General features: G+C 39.3%; 17 protein-coding genes. 13 read left to right on the top strand and 4 right to left on the bottom strand.

Annotation, left to right across the window (positions count from 1 at the left end; genetic code table 11):
* Window positions 1-4 precede the first annotated feature (4 nt).
* The 7 genes from K7G97_RS14345 to K7G97_RS14315 all read left to right on the top strand — a co-directional run bounded on the left by K7G97_RS14345 (window position 5) and on the right by K7G97_RS14315 (window position 7,359).
* A complete protein-coding gene (locus K7G97_RS14345) occupies window positions 5-859 on the top strand; it encodes an NAD-dependent epimerase/dehydratase family protein (protein WP_223040887.1) in 855 nt (284 codons plus the stop codon).
* Window positions 860-868: 9 nt separating this feature from the next.
* Window positions 869-1,804, top strand: a complete 936-nt coding sequence (locus K7G97_RS14340; protein ID WP_223040886.1) for a glycosyltransferase family 2 protein — start codon at window positions 869-871, stop codon at window positions 1,802-1,804.
* Between the two features lie 22 nt (window positions 1,805-1,826).
* A complete protein-coding gene (locus tag K7G97_RS14335) occupies window positions 1,827-2,735 on the top strand; it encodes a glycosyltransferase family 2 protein (protein WP_223040885.1) in 909 nt (302 codons plus the stop codon).
* Window positions 2,725-3,894: a hypothetical protein gene (locus K7G97_RS14330; protein ID WP_223040884.1), complete on the top strand. Its 1,170-nt coding sequence runs from the start codon at window positions 2,725-2,727 to the stop codon at window positions 3,892-3,894. The genes K7G97_RS14335 and K7G97_RS14330 overlap by 11 nt, the downstream gene beginning before the upstream one ends.
* On the top strand, window positions 3,891-5,303 hold the full coding sequence (locus tag K7G97_RS14325; RefSeq protein WP_223040883.1) for an oligosaccharide flippase family protein: 1,413 nt from the start codon (window positions 3,891-3,893) through the stop codon (window positions 5,301-5,303). The genes K7G97_RS14330 and K7G97_RS14325 overlap by 4 nt, the downstream gene beginning before the upstream one ends.
* The gene (locus tag K7G97_RS14320; RefSeq protein WP_223040882.1) at window positions 5,300-6,466 is read left to right on the top strand and encodes a nucleotide sugar dehydrogenase; all 1,167 of its coding nucleotides are present in this window, start codon (window positions 5,300-5,302) and stop codon (window positions 6,464-6,466) included. The genes K7G97_RS14325 and K7G97_RS14320 overlap by 4 nt, the downstream gene beginning before the upstream one ends.
* 353 nt (window positions 6,467-6,819) lie before the next feature.
* Window positions 6,820-7,359, top strand: a complete 540-nt coding sequence (locus K7G97_RS14315) for a hypothetical protein (RefSeq protein ID WP_223040881.1) — start codon at window positions 6,820-6,822, stop codon at window positions 7,357-7,359.
* Window positions 7,360-7,483: 124 nt separating this feature from the next.
* On the opposite strand, the gene K7G97_RS14310 is transcribed toward K7G97_RS14315, so the two are convergent.
* Both K7G97_RS14310 and K7G97_RS14305 read right to left on the bottom strand, forming a co-directional pair.
* A complete protein-coding gene (locus K7G97_RS14310; protein ID WP_262415763.1) occupies window positions 7,484-9,814 on the bottom strand; it encodes a bifunctional diguanylate cyclase/phosphodiesterase in 2,331 nt (776 codons plus the stop codon).
* Window positions 9,815-9,950: 136 nt separating this feature from the next.
* Entirely contained in the window at window positions 9,951-10,394 is a 444-nt protein-coding gene (locus tag K7G97_RS14305) for a hypothetical protein (protein ID WP_223040880.1), read from the bottom strand.
* 236 nt (window positions 10,395-10,630) lie between these two features.
* Between K7G97_RS14305 and K7G97_RS14300 the strand changes: the two genes are divergently transcribed.
* Complete coding sequence (locus K7G97_RS14300) at window positions 10,631-11,449, top strand: tyrosine-type recombinase/integrase (protein ID WP_223040879.1); 819 nt, start codon at window positions 10,631-10,633, stop codon at window positions 11,447-11,449.
* On the opposite strand, the gene K7G97_RS14295 is transcribed toward K7G97_RS14300, so the two are convergent.
* Both K7G97_RS14295 and K7G97_RS14290 read right to left on the bottom strand, forming a co-directional pair.
* Window positions 11,430-12,263 (bottom strand): tyrosine-type recombinase/integrase, encoded by an 834-nt coding sequence (locus K7G97_RS14295; RefSeq protein ID WP_223040878.1) that lies wholly within the window; start codon window positions 12,261-12,263, stop codon window positions 11,430-11,432. The genes K7G97_RS14300 and K7G97_RS14295 overlap by 20 nt on opposite strands.
* Window positions 12,260-12,694 carry a sigma factor gene (locus K7G97_RS14290; RefSeq protein ID WP_029342674.1) on the bottom strand — a complete coding sequence of 145 codons (435 nt, stop codon included), beginning with the start codon at window positions 12,692-12,694 and terminating at the stop codon, window positions 12,260-12,262. Before K7G97_RS14290 ends, K7G97_RS14295 begins: the two co-directional genes overlap by 4 nt.
* A 504-nt stretch (window positions 12,695-13,198) precedes the next feature.
* Between K7G97_RS14290 and K7G97_RS14285 the strand changes: the two genes are divergently transcribed.
* The 5 genes from K7G97_RS14285 to K7G97_RS14265 all read left to right on the top strand — a co-directional run bounded on the left by K7G97_RS14285 (window position 13,199) and on the right by K7G97_RS14265 (window position 18,172).
* On the top strand, window positions 13,199-15,151 hold the full coding sequence (locus K7G97_RS14285; protein ID WP_223040877.1) for a DUF1430 domain-containing protein: 1,953 nt from the start codon (window positions 13,199-13,201) through the stop codon (window positions 15,149-15,151).
* Window positions 15,148-15,759, top strand: coding sequence for an ATP-binding cassette domain-containing protein (locus tag K7G97_RS14280; protein WP_223040876.1), 612 nt, complete (start codon window positions 15,148-15,150; stop codon window positions 15,757-15,759). The genes K7G97_RS14285 and K7G97_RS14280 overlap by 4 nt, the downstream gene beginning before the upstream one ends.
* 224 nt (window positions 15,760-15,983) lie before the next feature.
* A complete protein-coding gene (locus K7G97_RS14275; protein WP_064299294.1) occupies window positions 15,984-16,544 on the top strand; it encodes a hypothetical protein in 561 nt (186 codons plus the stop codon).
* Window positions 16,545-16,732: 188 nt separating this feature from the next.
* A complete protein-coding gene (locus K7G97_RS14270; RefSeq protein WP_223040875.1) occupies window positions 16,733-17,248 on the top strand; it encodes a hypothetical protein in 516 nt (171 codons plus the stop codon).
* Between the two features lie 18 nt (window positions 17,249-17,266).
* Window positions 17,267-18,172, top strand: a complete 906-nt coding sequence (locus tag K7G97_RS14265; protein ID WP_223040874.1) for a hypothetical protein — start codon at window positions 17,267-17,269, stop codon at window positions 18,170-18,172.
* The last annotated feature ends 78 nt before the right edge of the window (window positions 18,173-18,250 follow it).

Genomic DNA, 18,250 nt, shown 5'->3' with positions numbered 1-18,250 from the left:
ATTTTTGAAAAAAGTATTGGTAATTGGAGAAAATTCATATGTCGGGAAAAATTTCAGATCATTAGTTGATACAAGATACAACCAAAGTATTGATTTAAAAATGATTAGTGTAAGAGATGAAACATGGAGAAACATTGACTTTTCTGTGTTCCATTCAATTATCTATTTAGCATCAATCGTTCATTTAAACGAAAGAAAACAGAATACACAATTATATTATCGTATTAATAGTGAACTTCCATACGAAATTGCTAAAAAAGCTAAGAAAGAAAAAGTTGGTCAGTTTATTTATATTAGTAGCATTGCAGTTTATGGTTTAGATACTGGTGTAATAAAAGAAAATACACCATTACTTCCTAAAAGTTTATATGGTAAATCTAAGCTACTCGGTGAAAAAAATATTAAACAATTGGTAAATGAAGATTTTAAAGTTCTAATAGTAAGACCACCTATGATATTTGGAAAAGATGCTCCAGGAAATCTAATTAAACTACTAAACATGGTTTATAAAACAAGATTTTTTCTTAATATTGATAATCAAAGAAGTATGATATACATTGAAGAATTTTGTGAGTATCTTGTTCAGTATGTGTTGTTTGATGTTAAAGGATTGAGCTTTCCTCAAAGTTTACACTACTATAGTACCAAAGAAATTATCCTGATTTTTAGTAAAATTAAAAGAACAAAAATAAATTTTATTTATATACCGATTTTTTTAAAAAATAAACTTGTCAAGCTGCCTATTTTAAGTAAAATTTTTGGAAACTTGATAATAGAAATTGATGAAAATTTTGAATCTAACAATAAAGAATTCCTAAATTTGTCATTAAACAAAAAAATAAAAAGAACATTAGAATAGGTGAGATTAATGAAATTTTCAGTAATAATTCCTTTGTACAATAAAAGGAATCATATTAAAGAGACTATTTCGAGTGTTATACAGCAATCATTTGAGGATTTTGAATTAATAATTGTTGATGATGGATCGACTGATGACGGATTAGAGTTAGTCAATACTTTTAGTGATAACAGAATAAAAATATTTGAGCAAAAGAATTCTGGAGTGTCTGTTGCTAGAAATTTAGGTATAAATAAATCGAGCGGTGAATTTATTTGTTTTTTAGATGCGGATGATTTATGGAACCATGATTATTTGCATGAAATAAATAAATTAACAATGATGTTTAATGAATCTGATATTTTCGTTACTGCATATAAAGTAGATCTACCAAATAATAAAGTTAATTATTCCAAAGGAAATTTAGAATCCAATAAATATGGCATTTCTAATTATTGGTCAGAAATTAATAATAAATACGAGTTTGTTTGGACATCTGCAACCACTGTAAGAAAAAGAGCACTCAAAGAATCTGGTCTATTTAAGCCTGGTGAAAATATAGGGCAAGATTTGCATTTCTTTTCGAAATTGGCGAGAATCAATAGTCGTGTTGCTTTTACTGAAAAAGTTTGTGTTACTTATAATAGAATGGCCGAAAATAATGCTCGTACTCGAATAAAATTAGCCTACGCTCCTGCTTATATGGAAGTTTTAAAAGAAGAAATTAATAATTCTTCCAGAAGCAAAAAAGAATTATCAAATATAAAAAGTAAATTCGATTTTAAAATGATTGCATACATATATACTATGTGTTTATCTGGCGATAGATTGAAAGCTCGGGAAATAATAAAAGAATGGGATTGTCGTAAAAAAAATGTACCTTACAAATTTGGTCTATATGTTGCATCTTTAATGCCTCACAGTATTCTTAAAATTGTTTATGGAATTAGACTGAAAATATTTTAATAAAAAATAAGGGTGAACTTATATGTTAAAAATCAATTTAGAAATTTGTATTTGTACTTACAAAAGGAAAAACTATCTTACAGATCTTTTGGATTCAATATATAATGCTACAATTCCAGTAAATACAAATTTAGGTATTATTGTAGTAGATAATGATCCAGACAAAAGTGCTTTGAACATAATTGAAAATTTTAAAAAGCGTAATAATCAAATCAAAATTAAATATTTTCATGAAAAAAATAGAGGTATTTCTTTTGCACGGAATCGATCAATTAAAGAAGCAATAAATGAGAAATGTGAAGTCATTGCTTTTTTAGATGATGATGAAACAATAAAAGATAATTGGATTGAAATAATGATAAGAAATTATATGACTAATCCAGAAAAAATAATTTTAGGAAGTGTTACTCCTGTTTTTGAAGAGACTCCACCATTATGGATAAAAAATAGTACTTACTATCACAAACCTAAAGCTCCCTTAACTGCAAACGCTCTATTTAGTATTAATAAGATTAAGCATATGGATTATCCTCTAGATAAAAAATATGCTTTGACTGGTGGAAGCGATACTCATTTAAAAATAAGATTATTAAGAGAAGGAAGCGAACTTTTATATGTAAAAGATGCTGAAGTGTTTGAGAAAATCCCTTTATCTAGGGCGAACGGTCAATGGATTTTAAATCGAGCATTTAGAACTGGTTATACAGCTGCCTTAATAGAAAAAGACTTATTTGGATTTAAGGGTGTGCTTAAAAGAATCGTAATAATAACTCTTAGAATAATTGCTATTCCTGTAATGTTGACTCGTTACTTTTCTAAGAATAAAAAAAGAAAAATTGATTTTTTGATAAATATAAATAAAATTAAAGGTAATCTTTATGGCTTGATAAATGGAGAGTACTATGAATACCAAAAAACACATGGAAACTAAAGCAAAAACATATAAAATAGCGCTCATATTTTTAATTATCGCAATAATGTTTCACAGTAGTTCTCTTACAGAAAACAAAAATATAAATTTAATTATATTTTTAAGTTGTATAAGTTTTTCTTTATTACTTGTGCTATTAAAAAAAATATTAATAAAGGATGACACTTTTAATAAATTTATATTTACATTTTCCATTCTCATAACTTTTTCATTGATAACTTCATTTTGGAGTATACAAAAAGCGCAAACTTTAGGAGCATCTATTAATTTAATAATCCCATCAATTTTAGTACTATTCATTTCTATAGAAATAGGTAAAAAAATATCTGTAAATGAGTTTACAAATGTGACTTTTAAAACTTTTTTGTTTGTTTTTTTAATTTTTTCTATAAATAGTATTTTCACCTTGGAAAATGAACGACTTAAGGGAATGTTTGATAACAGTAATCAGTTAGGAATGTTAACAGCGTTTATTTTTATACTAATGATAAACAATCAAATACGAGAACAAAAAGTCATGCGAAGCCTTCCATATATTTTTATATATATACTTATAATTATTGGTACCTTTTCACGAGGATCAATACTAATGATGGGTATTGGGATAACTGTGATTGCACTGACTACTTTTATTCAAAAAAGAACCAGCTTAATAAAAAAAATCACTGTATTCGCATTATATAGTTTAGGTGTGACAACTGTTTTAATTGTTGTAATAGGTAGTAGAGGAATTGAGATTGATAGAAGATTTCAGTTGTTCGAATTAGGTAAGAGTATTATAAATTTAGAAGGGCATGGATATGGAACGACAGGTTATATTCTTGCTTCGTTTGGAATGCCTTGGTTCAACAGTTGGCACAATACTTATATAGGGTTACTAGTTGAAGGTGGATTAATTTGGCTTGTTATAGGTCTATATTTATTATTTAAACCACTATTACAATTTTTTAAATATAAAACTCAATTGAATCAAATTGATAAAAATTATTGGTTGAACTCAATTTTAGGAATTGTATTGGCAACAATGGCTTCTCAATATTTTGAATTTCAACTGCTAAGAAATACCCCTTTCTTTTATTTATATGTTACTTTTTTAGGGATTATAACTGTTAACATTATGAAAGAATCAGAAAGGGAAAGGAATTCCAACTGTATATGAAAAAAAATTATTTATATAACTTAGTTTATCAAATTTTAATTTTAATTGTTCCCTTAATTTTAATTCCTTATTTGACACAAACAATAGGGATTAAAGGTATTGGTATATACAACTACACTTTTTCAATAATTAGCTACTTTGTTCTTTTTACTCTGTTAGGGATGAATATTTATGGAAGCCGAAAAATAGCACAATCTACACGTAATGAATTTTGGGAGATATATTTGGTTCAATTAGTTTCTTTTGTTTTTTTATCATTATTATTGTTCGTTATAATTACTTTTATTGATATAAAGTACAAAAATTATTTAATTTTTCAAGTACCTTTGTTTATATCAGCTTTATTTGATGTTAATTGGTATTTTGTAGGCAAGCAATATTTTAAAATGATAGTAATTAGAAATACGTTTATAAAGTTGTTAACTTTGTTATTGGTATATTTATTGGTGAAAAATACAAATGATTTAGACAAGTATATTTTTATAATGTCATCAGGTACATTGTTAAGTAATTTAATAATGTGGCCAAGACTACTTAAAGAAGTTGAAAAACCTATATTGAAATTTAATAAAGGTTTCTTTAAAAAACATTTAAAAGGATCAATCATTTTATTTGTTCCAGTAATATCTATAAGTATTTATAAATTGCTAGATAAAATAATGTTGGCTACTTTTTCAAATGTTACTCAATTAGGATTTTATTCAACAGCATTGCAATTTAACTTAGTACAGACAACTATAATAGCATCATTAGGTGTAGTAATGATGCCTAAAATGTCAAAAATGAATTTAAATAAAAATAAGAATGACATTGATAAAATAATTAGAAAATCTATGAAGTTCAGTATTTTTATTGCATTTGGTCTAAGTGTGGGTATCTACACGATTTCACCATATTTTATTTCTTTGTATCTAGGAAATAACTATGCATACGTTAGTGAACTAATAGAAATTCTTGTTCCAGTCGGAGTAATTATTGCTTGGGCAAATGTCATTAGAACTCAAATTTTATTACCAAGAAATATGGATAAATTTTATATGATTTCTATTTTAATAGGAGCATTATTTAGTGTGCTTTTAAACATATTTTTAATTCCACAATTTGGAGCAATGGGTGCTGTATACACTGCAATCATAACAGAATCGATAGTAATGTTGCTTCAAACATACTTTGTCAAAGAAATCATAGAGATAAAGAACTACTTTAAAGACTCATTAATTGTAATTCCTAGTAGTTTAATTTTGTGGGTATTTTTAAAGCTAACTATCCCGTATATGTATTCAAATTACATGGAAGTACTCATCGTCGTAATTGTTGCATCTTTACTCTATGTACTGGTATATGTGTTGTTGGACAATAAAATTGATATTTTGTGTACTTTAAAAAAACGTAAGGTGGTAAATAAATGAAAATCACAGTAGCAGGAACAGGATACGTTGGTCTATCAATGGCCGTATTACTCGCACAACATAATGAAGTCACATCAATCGATATTATTAAAGAACGGGTCGAAATGGTCAACAACCGTAAATCACCAATCGTTGACGCAGAAATTGAAAAATTCCTTCAACATAAGGAATTGAACTTACACGCGACGACAGATAACTTCGAAGCCTACAAAGAAGCAGAATTCGTCGTCATCGCAACGCCGACAGATTACGATCCAACACGGAACTACTTCAATACGCGTACGGTTGAGAGTGTCGTCGCAACAGTACTTGCGATTAATCCAGATGCGACGATGATCATCAAGTCGACGGTACCAGTCGGTTATACACAAGAGTTGAAAGAAAAGTTCGATACGCCGAATATCGTCTTCTCACCAGAGTTTTTGCGTGAAGGGCAAGCATTGCATGACAATCTCTATCCTTCGCGTATCGTCGTTGGGGAACGATCAGAACGTGCGCAGCAATTTGCAGACTTGTTACTACAAGGAGCAGTAAAGAAAGATGTTCCTGTCTTATTGACGGACTCTACGGAAGCTGAAGCGATCAAGCTCTTCTCGAATACCTATCTTGCGATGCGTGTCGCTTTCTTCAATGAACTCGATACATATGCAGAAGTCAGAAGCCTGGATTCTAAACAGATCATTGAAGGTGTTGGTCTTGATAGCCGTATTGGTAGCCATTACAATAATCCGTCGTTTGGATACGGTGGATACTGCTTACCGAAAGATACAAAGCAGCTACTTGCGAACTATGAGGATGTTCCGAACAACATTATCGGTGCAATCGTTGAAGCGAATCGGACACGGAAAGACTATATCGCGGATACAATCATCAAACAAAATCCGAAAGTCGTAGGTGTATATCGCCTGACGATGAAAACGGATTCGGACAACTTCCGTGCGTCATCAATCCAAGGTATCATGAAACGGATCAAGGCAAAAGGAATTGAAGTGACTGTCTTCGAACCGGTCTTGACGGAAGATACGTTCTACAACTCACGTGTCATTCGTGACATTGAAGCGTTCAAGCAAGAATCGGATATAATTCTTTCGAACCGCATGCATCCAGAGTTGAGTGATGTGGAAGAGAAAGTTTATACACGGGATTTGTATAGTAGAGATTAAAGAACAATCGAAAGAGTGCACTTGGATGAAACGAACTGTTCACCCAAGTGCACTCTTTTTGTATGGATTTCCAAGGAAGTTTGAAAAGTTTATACTCCATTGTTTTTGAGTACGTAATACGGATACCATTTGTTAACTAGACTAATTAAACTGTGCGATATTCATCAAAATATCAAGTGTTTCACGTTGACCAAGAATCACTCCAATTTAGTATCTATATTTTTTTATCTCTATGGTTGTAGATTATTAATAAAAAAGAATAATTTTATTAATAAGGTTAGCTTTGTAATCAAATTAATACGTGTTATATTTTTCATAACATAGTAGTTGTTCTGAAAAGGATGGTGGGGAAATTGAAAAGTAATACAAAAAAATACATAGGAATCGTTATGATCATAGTTATTGTTACTGCACTAGTAATTAATTATATGTATCCGTATAGCGCTTTAAGTGTGAATAAGAAAATCGAAGTAGATCAAAATAAAACAACAACTCGTTATATGAACAATCTAAAAAAACTGTCTGCAAATGTTTCAACTCTGTCAGAAAATCAATCATACAACGAAAAAATAAGCGCACAGATTGAGAACGTTCTCGCTTCTTCAACATTGAAAAAAGAAGATATAAAAAAATCGGACTTACGAAAATTATTGAGTGAGATGAATAACTTAGTAAAAAACATCGGACATAGTGTAAGATATCAACCAGAGTATTTTAATGACAAGCAGCGATTCTATCTCATTGAATTAAAAAATCATCTTGAAGCGAATTCATATAATACCAATCAAATCATTGAAGATTCTTTTTCGAGTAAAAAAGATATTCAACAAGCAATTAATAATTTATACGTAGGAATGAACCAAGACATAAAATCGTTTCTAATACTTGGTTAGTTTATTTTTTTACCGAAAAAAGAAAGCACTTGAATCTATGGATTCAGGTGCTTTCTTTATTCCCAGAGAGATGAGCGATTTAGTGATTATCAAAATTACTCCGCTACGAGGCTATGACAAAAAATTAGGCGCTTCCGCTCGATCGTAATAGATTTAAATATTCAAACAGATCTTCTTCTTTTAACGGTCGACTAAAATAATAGCCCTGGAAATAATCACAGCCTTCTTGCGCGAGCCAATCTGCCTGCTCCGACGTTTCTACTCCTTCAATTAACACCTCCATCTCGAGATTATGTCCAAGTTGAATCATCGATTGGACGATTGCTTGTTGATTCTTACCGTCAAATAACGAACTGATAAATGAACGGTCAATCTTCAATAACTGAATCGGTAATGAACGAAGTTGTTTAAAGGACGAGTAACCAGTACCGAAGTCGTCGAGGGAAACCTGAATACCGAGTTCCTGTAGTCGTGCTAATTTTTCATAGATAGCCGTCTCATACGATAAGGCGGCGGACTCCGTGATTTCGAGCTCCAGGTATGCGGGATTCATTCCTGTCTCTGCGAGAATCGTTTCGACGCGACGTAAGAATTTTTGACTCGCGAACTGAAGTGGGGAAACGTTAACGGCAATCGAGAATGGTTCCAGTACTTGGTCTTGCCACGCGACCCAGCGTAGGCAAGCAGTACGTAACACCCAGTCACCTAAGGCATGAATTGCTCCCGTATTTTCAGCGACGGGAATGAACTCGGCTGGTGAGACGAAGCCAAGCTCATCATGCGTCCAGCGTGCCAACACTTCAACACCGGTCATTCGTTCCGTAACTACTGCAATCTTTGGTTGATAGACGAGCTCAAAGGCTTCTGCTTCGAGTGCCTCCGTCATGAATTTTTCAATCTGGACGGTCCGTAAGATATCGTTTCGATTCTCGACCTTAAATTCCTTGATCGTGTTTTGCGCTTCAGTAAACGAAGCATGTAGTGCCAGTTTCGCATACTCAATCAGTTCTTCTGCTGTTGTGGCGTCTTCCGGGTAATGACTGATCCCGGCGCGCATCGTCAGCGTAATGACCGTTCCATCGATATCAAATGGTTGCGATAGGGCAGCGTAACACTTCTCGGCTTTTTGTGTCGCCAGCTGACTCCGCTCGTCACTGAGGAGAACGAGGAATTCGGATGAATCAAGGCGTGCTAGGACATCACGGGCGTGAATCGTCGCTTGCAGACGCTCTGCAATTTGCAGCAACAGACTCTCGACGCCTTTATGTCCGAGCATATCACTGAGAGAACGCCAACGATCCATACTGAGCGCGAGACACGAAATCGGAATCGCTTGTCTGATCTGTTCCTCGATAAAGAGTGTAATCTTGTCTCGATTCGGTAAATCCGTCAACCGGTCATGAAAGGCAAGGTGTTCGAGTTGTTGCTGGGACGAGACTTGATCGGTGACGTTGCGGAAGAACCACAGTGTCTGATTCAAGTTCTCGCCTTTTAGCGGGTGATTGACGACTTCAAGGATACGTTCGTCGACGTGTAGCATCTGTTTCGTAAGATCGGGCACATCAAGACGTAAGGCTACGTCATGTTCCGTTAAGTATGAGTGACGTTCCGGGAAAAAATCATGGAACAGCGAGTTTGCATATTGGATCAGACCGTCAGGATTCGTCGTCACGACACCATCTTCGGTTGATTCAAGAATCGTCGCTTGGATGAAGTCACGTTTACGTAACTGGAGGTCAAACAAGACGGAAGCGAAGAAAACGATGAACAAAAAGAGCGTGACGATTGAGACAAGTGTCAACAGCATCGCTGGTTCGATGACTTGATTGCTCGTGAACGATGGAATCATCTGAAACTCTAAGCCGAGCATCCCAACATGATGCATTCCGGAGATCGCGATGCCCATGATGAGAGCAAAGAAGACTTTCGTTTGTACCAACATCTGTTGCTTTGCGTAACGCGAAAAGAAACCGATCCAGAGTGCGGTCCAAGAAGCAGCAATCGCAATCAAGATCGAGAGCAACACATATCCTGTATGATACTGCAGGGTCATTCCCTGTAAAGCGGTGATCCCGACATAATGCATGCCAGCAATCGCACTTCCCATCAAAAAACCACCAAGAACGAACGATTCACGGGACATGCGACGGGCGACGAGATAAAAGCCAAGGATACATCCCGTCATCGCGATGAGAACCGATAGAAAGACGAGCGGGAACGAGTAGGTCGCATCCTTCAAGGTACCGTGACCAAGCATCGCGACGAAATGCATCGACCAAATGCCGAGACCTAAAATCGAGCCACCGGCAATCAACCAAAGATGTTTCGAGCGATCGGTCGCTGTTTTGACGCGTCCCGCGAGTTCAATTGCGATGTAAGCGGATGTTGCGGCAATCAGATAAGATAACGTAACAAGTAAAAAGTCAGTATGAGCATGCATCGTATGGTTTGGCATGATGGATGGAGTCACCTCGGCAGAGTGGAATGTTTAATCGAATGGTAAAGGTGTAATCTAGATACCCTTTTTCATTCAATCATATACATTTTTTTCAAATAACATCCGCAGGTGAGGAAACATCAAAGCGTATTGATTATAGGTGGAGACCGACGAGGATTTTATGATCCATTAATTTCGTATACTGGAGCGTATGGAAAAACGGATTTCCGAAGTCGCATGGTTGAAGATGGACATGAATCATGTGATAGCTGTAAGACAAGTTTGGGTTTGCCTTTAGCAGATTCAAAATCGTCTGTTCTTGGGAGGCTGGGCTGATGTCATAGATATGAAACGAGATGATGTTATGACGGATGCGAAACGGGGCAATCGTGAGGGTGAACGATTTATGATGGGCAAATCGATGTTCTGTTGAGACGGTCGATCCGCTAATCACGAGCTCATGTGGCGTGATGCGTAGTTTCGGGTGCCAAAAATCTTTAAATTCGGTTGCGATGATGTCGCGCAAGTCTTCTTCCGTCACATACGTCGTGACGAGAATATCTGATGGATTGCCAAGGTAGTCGTTATCCGTATTCATATGTAAGCTCCTTTATCGATTAGTGGAGGGAATCAATGCGCTGTCGTTCAGGGTAAAGAAAGGTATGCTTTTTCTGCTCTACAGAACATAGATTCAATATGATTGTAACTTTTTTCCTTATTTTTGTTTTTCGTGCATTGATTGTTTAGGGAAAGCGATTCTTGATATTTCATCGAAAATCAATCATGTACTCCATCGGCTGTCACGTCAGTCCCTATAAGAAGGAGGAACCAGCTATGACCCACTATGACTATCTCGATCAGTATTTATTGAACGATTTCTCGCGGGCAGCCCATACGATCAAGGCATACCGGAGTGATCTTCGGCAAATGCGTTTGCATCAAATCGATTGGTCAGTCACGTCCTTACGACGCTACTTTCACTGGATGAAAGCACATTATAAGCCGTCGACGATCCTGCGACGGTATCATGCCTTACACCGGCTCGGAAATGTCCTCGTTGAGCGACGACGGATCAAAAAGAATCCGATGGTCGAGATCCGTCCGATCGTCCATCAACGTCTCCAAGATGAGACCTATTATGATAGTGAACAGTTGATCCCCGTGATTCGACAGATTCAAGATCCAACCTATCGCCTCTTCTTCGAGGTGCTCAGCCAAACGGGCCTCCGCTTCATGGAGGCCCGTTTGTTGACGGTGCAGGATTTTGATTTAGCGAAGAATGAACTGTATGTTCGTCACGGGAAAGGTGGGCGGACACGGACCGTTCCAATCGGAGTGACCCTTTGCGACAAGATTAGTCTGTTTCTTACAGGTCGCACGACCGGCTACTTGTTTCAGTCCGTCACGGGACGGATGATCAATGAACATGCGGCAAGGAAGGCACTTCGCGAGGTTGGATTTACGTCCTTGAAGCGTCACGTCCGTCCGCATATGCTCCGGATCGCCTATGCGACCTATCTTTATCAGCAGGCAGGGTTGAAGTTGCTCGATATAAAGCGTCTGCTTGGTCACGCCAGCATCTCGACGACGGAAGGATACATCCGTAGCCAGACGAATCACGTCCGGGACGTTCTTAATCGTCTGTCCGCTTGAGTCGATTGACTGACGTATGGGCAATGTCGTGCGACGGTAGGACGTAGTGCTGAGTCGTCCGGACATCGCTGTGACCGAGTAAGCGCATGATGGTCAGAATATCCGTCTGATGCACGTGATAAAGTGTCGTTGCGAACGTGACCCGGATGTCATGCGGTCGTAGGATCCGTCCGAGACATCGTTCACTTGCTTCTTTTAGGACACGACGAAACTTTGCCGGATTGACCGGTCGTCCACTATCTTCACAAAACAACGGCAGGACATCAGGGCGAATCGTCTCGATGTAACGCGTCAGGACATCACGTAATGCATGATGCAGCGGAACCTGACGGGATTGATCGCCTTTACCACTTCGGACGAGTAACTGATCGCGCGCAAAGTCGATATCTGCGAGCTGTAAGTCACGGGCTTCCGAAAACCTTAGTCCCGTGTGCAGGAGAAGAAAGCTAAAGGCATAGACGGTCTCATCACGAATCGTCTCAAGGACACGGTGGACGTCGTCATACGTGAAGGCAAGTCGTCGGTAGGGTGCGGGAACCGGTTTTTTGACACGAGCCAACGGATTCGCCTGTAGTGAACGTTCCGCGACCAATTGATCAAACAGGATGGAGAGCGCATGTAGTCGTCGAGCGGCAGTTGCTGGGGCGTACGTGTCGCGTAGGAACTTACCATAGCGTTGGAGCGACGGGACGTCGATCCGCTCGACATGGTGACAGAGATGCCGTACGTCGGAGCGATAGGCTTTTTTCGTCAAGGGACGATAGTCCGCCTGTTCGATGATCGCGAGTAAGCGTTCTTGATAGTAGGTCATCATCCGAGAAGGAACTGGACTTTCTGCCGGAGTTCCGACTTCAATGAACGGAGTCGCGCCGGTGAGTAACCGAGCGTCTCTTCCGTGCCGTGCATCAAGGCTTCGAGAAACGTGTACTCTTTATTCGACAGATCCCGTTTAAGTTCGCTGAGGAGATAATGAAAGGAGACGTTCGGTGTCCGAGGAAGCTCCGGCATCGTCTCGACCGCGACTTCGGTCGCAAGCGTTCGATTACGGGTCGCTAAGTAGTCTAGCATCGCCCCTTTTGCCCGGATCCGGGCGAAGGTGACGGTCATGACCTTTCCTTCTTCGATTGATTTCCAAAGTCGGAGGAGGGCAGCTTGCCGGCATTCATCATGTTCATTCGGGTGGATCGAGAGGCGGGACAGGAGGGAGTTGACGAGGGGAATCCAGTTACGTAGTAAGTCGTTCATGGGTATCCGTTTCTTCAGATATGCATATCTGTTATGTATTCCGCGGTAGTTTTAGTATAAGTAGAGTTATCCGCCGGGCGCAACGCTCCATTTCTTCAATCATGCCAACGGTTTCTTTAACTTTCGATGAGCGTAAGCCGTGTGATTTTCCATCCTTCCGTCCATTCGCTTCAGATAAACCCGCATTCTAGCGCGATTGCTTTCAGGATAACTCTACTTATCCGCTGGGGTGTTCGGAAAAAAAGAAATCAGTATCGTTCTACCAATCGAAAGATACGGAGTAAGTCATGGAAAAAAGATAATTAAAGAGGAAATCTTCCTAATTCGCTTATAGTCCTTAGATTCCTAGTTGTAAAAGAGAAGCGAGTCTGCTGATTTTAAGGAATAGATGGCTATTGTTTTTAAAAGACGCATTCTGTAGGATTGCTTGATAAAATTACATCTTTTGGTTATTCATGTTTCAAGGTAATCTGAACGTATTACTAAAAGATGGGAGGAAACCGGATGAAACGCTTGAAGTTAATGATTCTAACCGTGATGGTGTTTACGAGTCTGTTCATCATTGGAGAAAGTCGGATGCTGACACTTGAAGGATTCGCAGAACCATTCGTGTCGACGACGATCTATCCGAATCCGAAGGTTTCGGAACAACAGATGCTAGCAGATATCGAGCGAGCCTCGACGAAACATCAGGTCGATGTCTTCACCTATGAAGAGACGCCTAATCGGACGCTCTCGAGTACGAAGACGATTTACGGGACGGCTGGTGTAAAAGCGGCATTTGCCTCCCGCTCGATTGAAGAACAGATCTATCAAAGTGTCTTTCTCGGTGATATCACGTTCCAGTTCAAGTCGTTATCCGAACATCCTGCCGTTTCCTATACGCCGAACTTCTACGGGATTGGTTCAGCTTCTGCCGTAAAGGCGTTTAAGATGGAATTGATTGATACATACGCGGGGAATTATCCGCAACCTGGTTATAACGAGTCGGCAGAACGGTACCGTATCTTAGGCGTATTCACACTTGTTGCGATCATCACCGTGTTACTGACCTTCTATGAGCTGGCTGTCGTCAGAAAGGAATTGCTCGTTCGTCTATCGATGGGCGAATCGTTAGCCCGTTGGATAACGCGTTCGATTCTGATAGACTCCGGCATTTTATTGCTTTCGTTCATCGTCAGCTTTTTGATACTCCGTTTGTTCACACCAATTGATCCGTACTTGATGCTGTTCAGTGGCTTGATGGTTGGATTGATTGTCGTAAACGGACTGGTCTATCTCCGCTTACGACGCTTGACGATCAAAGAAGCGTTCTCAAACGGTCAGCGGTCGAATAAGTTACTTGTCTTTACATATGGCATGAAATTCGTAACAGCGTTCTTGACGATTTTGATGCTCTCGAGCAGTATCACGGTCATCGCCGAAGCGGTGACGATCTATAAACAACGCCCGTTCTTTGAAGCGAAGAAAAATTATTCGTACACTTACATCGGTCATAAAGTAACCTCTCCACGCTTTTCGGATGAAAAAAGTTCCGACATCTCGGAACGAATCCAGACGGAACTGTACACACGCTTTTACGATGACTTTAAAGTGACATTGAGTACCCCGGTTAATAGCTTCACGGTAGATCAACCGACCGTCTTGATGAACCGGACAGCATTTAATGAAGTTGCCGGGCGATTTGCGAATAGTGCCTCCGTCTTTGCGCATGAACTCACATTCTTCGCGCCAGAGGGGATTTCAATTCCAGCGAAGTCGACCATTGATAGTGGACTTCGTGAACTCGGACTCGGGGCGTATCTCGCAGACACCTATACGGTCGTCCGCTATCAGGAAGATTTCGAGACCGTCGCGATCGATCAAAATCTTACTAGCGGCAGTACACTCATCGATGATCCGTTACTCATCGTCGTCAATGAAGCAAAGCAACCGAAAGCACCAAAACAACTGTCCAATGTCTTACTGGCTGACGTCATGTATGACCTGGACCAAGAAGCCTTTCAAGACTATGTGGCGGAGAAACAGATGACGAACGAACTCGTCTTACAGACGAATGCGTGGGAAAAGTATCTTGGCATCTGGGAAGCGGCAAAACGATTGATGAATATGAACCTGATCTTTGTCATTCTGATTCTTAGTCTGGAGTTACTTGTCATCTGGACGGTGCTGCGACTCGAGTATCAAGTGAATGCGATCGAGTTATCGGTTCAGAAGGTGATGGGATACAGCATCTGGAAGAAAAATAGACGCCTGATCGTGTCAACAATGGGAATTACGCTTGTCAGTACACTGGCTGTAGCGCTTACTGCCTATATCCTTGAGTTTTCTTCACCCGGGCTACTATTAGCTGGCGGAGGACTCTTACTAGTGGCAGAAGGCGTCTTGCTAATTTGGCTGATTCGAAAGATTGAACGGGCAAATGTCCAACGCATTTTAAAGGGGGGAAATCTATGATTGAAATCCGACAACTGACTAAATCATTTCAAGGAAAAACCTTATTCGAAAACCTATCGTTAACGATTTCTCAGGGTGACTTCGTCATCTTTTCCGGTCCGAGTGGATGCGGGAAAACAACGCTACTCAATATGATTGGAGCGCTAGAGCCGATCGATACGGGAACAATTGTCGTTGACGGAAAGGACATCACGAATAAGCGCAATCAACTGGCATACTTCCGGACGCAGCTTGGCTTCTTGTTTCAGAACTTCGCACTCGTCGACCAGAAAACGGTTCGACAGAATCTCGAGATCGTTCAAAAACGCTATCGCTCGGGTAAGACGATCGAAGAAGTGCTGACTTCTGTTGGGTTAAATGACAAAATCAATCAAAAAGTTTTCATGTTGTCAGGTGGGGAACAGCAACGGGTCGCATTAGCTCGATTGATGCTGAAGCAGTGTGACATTATCTTAGCGGATGAACCGACAGGCTCGCTCGATCAAGCGAATGCTGAGCGGGTGATGGCGCTCTTACAAGAATTGAACGATCAAGGAAAGACGATCATCCTTGTCACGCATGATGAAACAATCAAACAACAAGGGAAAAGGCTGGTGGAGATTGGGTGACGAAATGAACGATTCGTCATTGATCGGTGGACACCACTTTAGCGTTTCTCGCTTAGATAATTGATAGAGTGAAACCTCTCCTAATGTTAGTGAGAGGTTTTTTGATCATCAGAAATAGAAAATAAATTTCAAAAATAGATTGATGTTTTTTGAAATAGAATGATGAAATAAAAATGGATAAATGTTACAGTAGTCGTAATCCGTGACAAAGGAGGAATCGTCAAATGAAATGGATGAAAGGGCTCGTCGTGCTTGTCATGATGTTGGTGTTGCTCGTCCCAACTTCGATTGATGCCAAAACCATGTCAAACGCCAAGTACTTAAAGAAACAATTCGCAGCAGCGGAAAAAGGAACATTGCTGGATGCGAAAGCAAAACTGTATGATCGCTTCACCATCAAAGGAAAAGACGCCAGTTATGGGGTCGACGAAACAGACTGCTGTGTGTTCGGCAAGTTGAAAGGAAAGAATTTGTACTCGGATTTCCGTTTCAGCGCGAAGTATCCGGAGCATGTCGGTGTCTTGATGACGTTACCGAAGCTTGACGATCGGAAGATCAAGTTAAGTGAGGTCAAGAAAGCACTCGGTAAACCGGATGAGCATGAGAAGCTGAAAAAAGGCGAAGTTCCGACGAAGATGATTTTCCTGATTAAAAAAGAGAAGTATCTCAACTTCAAGCAAGAAGGTACCTACTATTATAACGTCAGCAAAAAAGCACTGCTTTGGTTCGACTACGATACAAAAGGATATGTCCGCGCGATTGGTGTTTCTGCGACGGATCGATGATTCATTTTTAACCTTTGCTCCCTCAGGAGTGAAGGTTTTTATTTTATATTTACAGTCTATAAAACGATATTACGATTAAAGGAGATAAGGCGACGGTCAGAGTAAAGGTCGACTACTCCTCACGGTCTTATCAGCCGTATCTACACGAACGTCCGGACGGCAGCACGATTGTCTGGGAACTAAATCTTGTGAAATCGGGACAAGATTGGCTCGTTGATCAACGGAAGTCGCTCTCAGATTCAGCGACAGGAAGAGGCATGGAAGTCCGAGAATCGGTTAAAGAAGATATCGTTAATACCGTATATCAACATGCAAAAGAATGGGAACAAGCATATATCGATAAGGATACATCTGCTTTCACGTTGTTCACATCTTCTGCTTATTTAAGTAAGCAACAAAGTTATTATGCAAGCATGGACAAGAAAGGTGTTTATTGGGAAGAATACTTGGATGATGTCGAATATTCACCTTCATCTATTAATGTCAGTGAAATAGCAACTGATTTGACGGCGACCGTAGAAGCCATTTGCTACTACGAAGGTGACTATTACAAAGAAGATGACGGTTCACTCGATGAGCGTGATCCTGGAGATGACGTTCCCTTCAAGTATTATCTGAAGTACAACTTAGATGATGAACGATGGTATATCGTTGATTCGGAACAACTGAAAAGCTTTAGTCATAACGATACGACGATGTATTAATCATAAGGAGGAATTCAAATGAAAAAAGTAGTTGTAGCAACAGCACTCGGTTTCATCATCAGCACATTACCAGTAGCGAGTGACTCGGTAGCAGCACTCAGTAAAACAGAGAAATCAATCGTTGATCGCCAAATCGCTGCGTTAAAGAAAAGTAAACTATCTGGTGGTTATAAACCAATCGATGTCCGGTCCGTCTATCTACTTGGTGGCAAGTATCCTGAAACGTTTACGCTGTATGAACGATTCAATACGAAGACGTACATGAACGATGTTATCGGTAAAGCGCAGAAGTATGATGCGAAGAAGAAAAAATGGACGACGATCTATACGTATACGGATCGAGATACAGCTTATTATGATGTGTGGGCTAAAGGAAAATTGGTCGATGCGAAAAAAGAACAACTCGTCATCGGACCAGTCGAGGGAAGTGGTAGCTTTCTAACACCAATTTTAATTGGATCAACGGATGGTAAGGCAATCAAGAAGGTGTTTGAAGCAAAAGAAGCGTACCCATTCGGTCGCGCGTTAATTAAAGATAAAAAACTCTATCTTGGTTCGATGACGATCGTTCATGATGTCTATTCCTATAAAGGAAAGACATTAAAACATCGCATCGGTACGGGGGCGGATGATCGAGATGCTGTTGGAAAAGTCTCGAAATACATGACGCTTGATGAATATGGCGGAACTACGCATCTTACGAGTAATAAGTCGATGACGCTCAAAAAAGGACAACGTTTCGGAATCGTCCGTAAGTCGACGAAGGATACGAATCCATATGTCTACCGGGCACTCTCATCAGGAGAAAGTAAACTGAAACTTGATGGCTATGGCTTCAAAGCAATCAAAATGGGTGTCGAGAAATGGCATTTCGAACCAGAAGCATACGGTAATTCTGTCACAGTGAAATTTACGGTGAAATAAGTAAAAGCCAGTTCCTGATTATTTTAGGAACTGGCTTTTAGAGTAGCCATTAGGATGAATTTTTATCAAATCGGCTCA

This window comes from Exiguobacterium acetylicum (assembly GCF_019890935.1).
GTDB lineage: Bacteria > Bacillota > Bacilli > Exiguobacteriales > Exiguobacteriaceae > Exiguobacterium_A > Exiguobacterium_A abrahamii.
The sequence above is the reverse complement of the archived record's forward strand: the minus strand, read 5'-3'. Positions and strand labels throughout refer to the sequence as shown.

Excerpts from the sequence above, each read along its gene's own strand:
- K7G97_RS14340 (WP_223040886.1), top strand. The coding sequence starts at position 869 with ATGAAATTTTCAGTAATAATTCCTTTGTACAATAAAAGGAATCATATT.
- K7G97_RS14335 (WP_223040885.1), top strand. The coding sequence starts at position 1,827 with ATGTTAAAAATCAATTTAGAAATTTGTATTTGTACTTACAAAAGGAAA.
- K7G97_RS14330 (WP_223040884.1), top strand. The coding sequence starts at position 2,725 with ATGGAAACTAAAGCAAAAACATATAAAATAGCGCTCATATTTTTAATT.
- K7G97_RS14325 (WP_223040883.1), top strand. The coding sequence starts at position 3,891 with ATGAAAAAAAATTATTTATATAACTTAGTTTATCAAATTTTAATTTTA.
- K7G97_RS14320 (WP_223040882.1), top strand. The coding sequence starts at position 5,300 with ATGAAAATCACAGTAGCAGGAACAGGATACGTTGGTCTATCAATGGCC.
- K7G97_RS14310 (WP_262415763.1), bottom strand. The coding sequence starts at position 9,814 with ATGCCAAACCATACGATGCATGCTCATACTGACTTTTTACTTGTTACG.
- K7G97_RS14305 (WP_223040880.1), bottom strand. The coding sequence starts at position 10,394 with ATGAATACGGATAACGACTACCTTGGCAATCCATCAGATATTCTCGTC.
- K7G97_RS14300 (WP_223040879.1), top strand. The coding sequence starts at position 10,631 with ATGACCCACTATGACTATCTCGATCAGTATTTATTGAACGATTTCTCG.
- K7G97_RS14295 (WP_223040878.1), bottom strand. The coding sequence starts at position 12,263 with ATGATGACCTACTATCAAGAACGCTTACTCGCGATCATCGAACAGGCG.
- K7G97_RS14290 (WP_029342674.1), bottom strand. The coding sequence starts at position 12,694 with ATGAACGACTTACTACGTAACTGGATTCCCCTCGTCAACTCCCTCCTG.
- K7G97_RS14285 (WP_223040877.1), top strand. The coding sequence starts at position 13,199 with ATGAAACGCTTGAAGTTAATGATTCTAACCGTGATGGTGTTTACGAGT.
- K7G97_RS14280 (WP_223040876.1), top strand. The coding sequence starts at position 15,148 with ATGATTGAAATCCGACAACTGACTAAATCATTTCAAGGAAAAACCTTA.
- K7G97_RS14275 (WP_064299294.1), top strand. The coding sequence starts at position 15,984 with ATGAAATGGATGAAAGGGCTCGTCGTGCTTGTCATGATGTTGGTGTTG.
- K7G97_RS14265 (WP_223040874.1), top strand. The coding sequence starts at position 17,267 with ATGAAAAAAGTAGTTGTAGCAACAGCACTCGGTTTCATCATCAGCACA.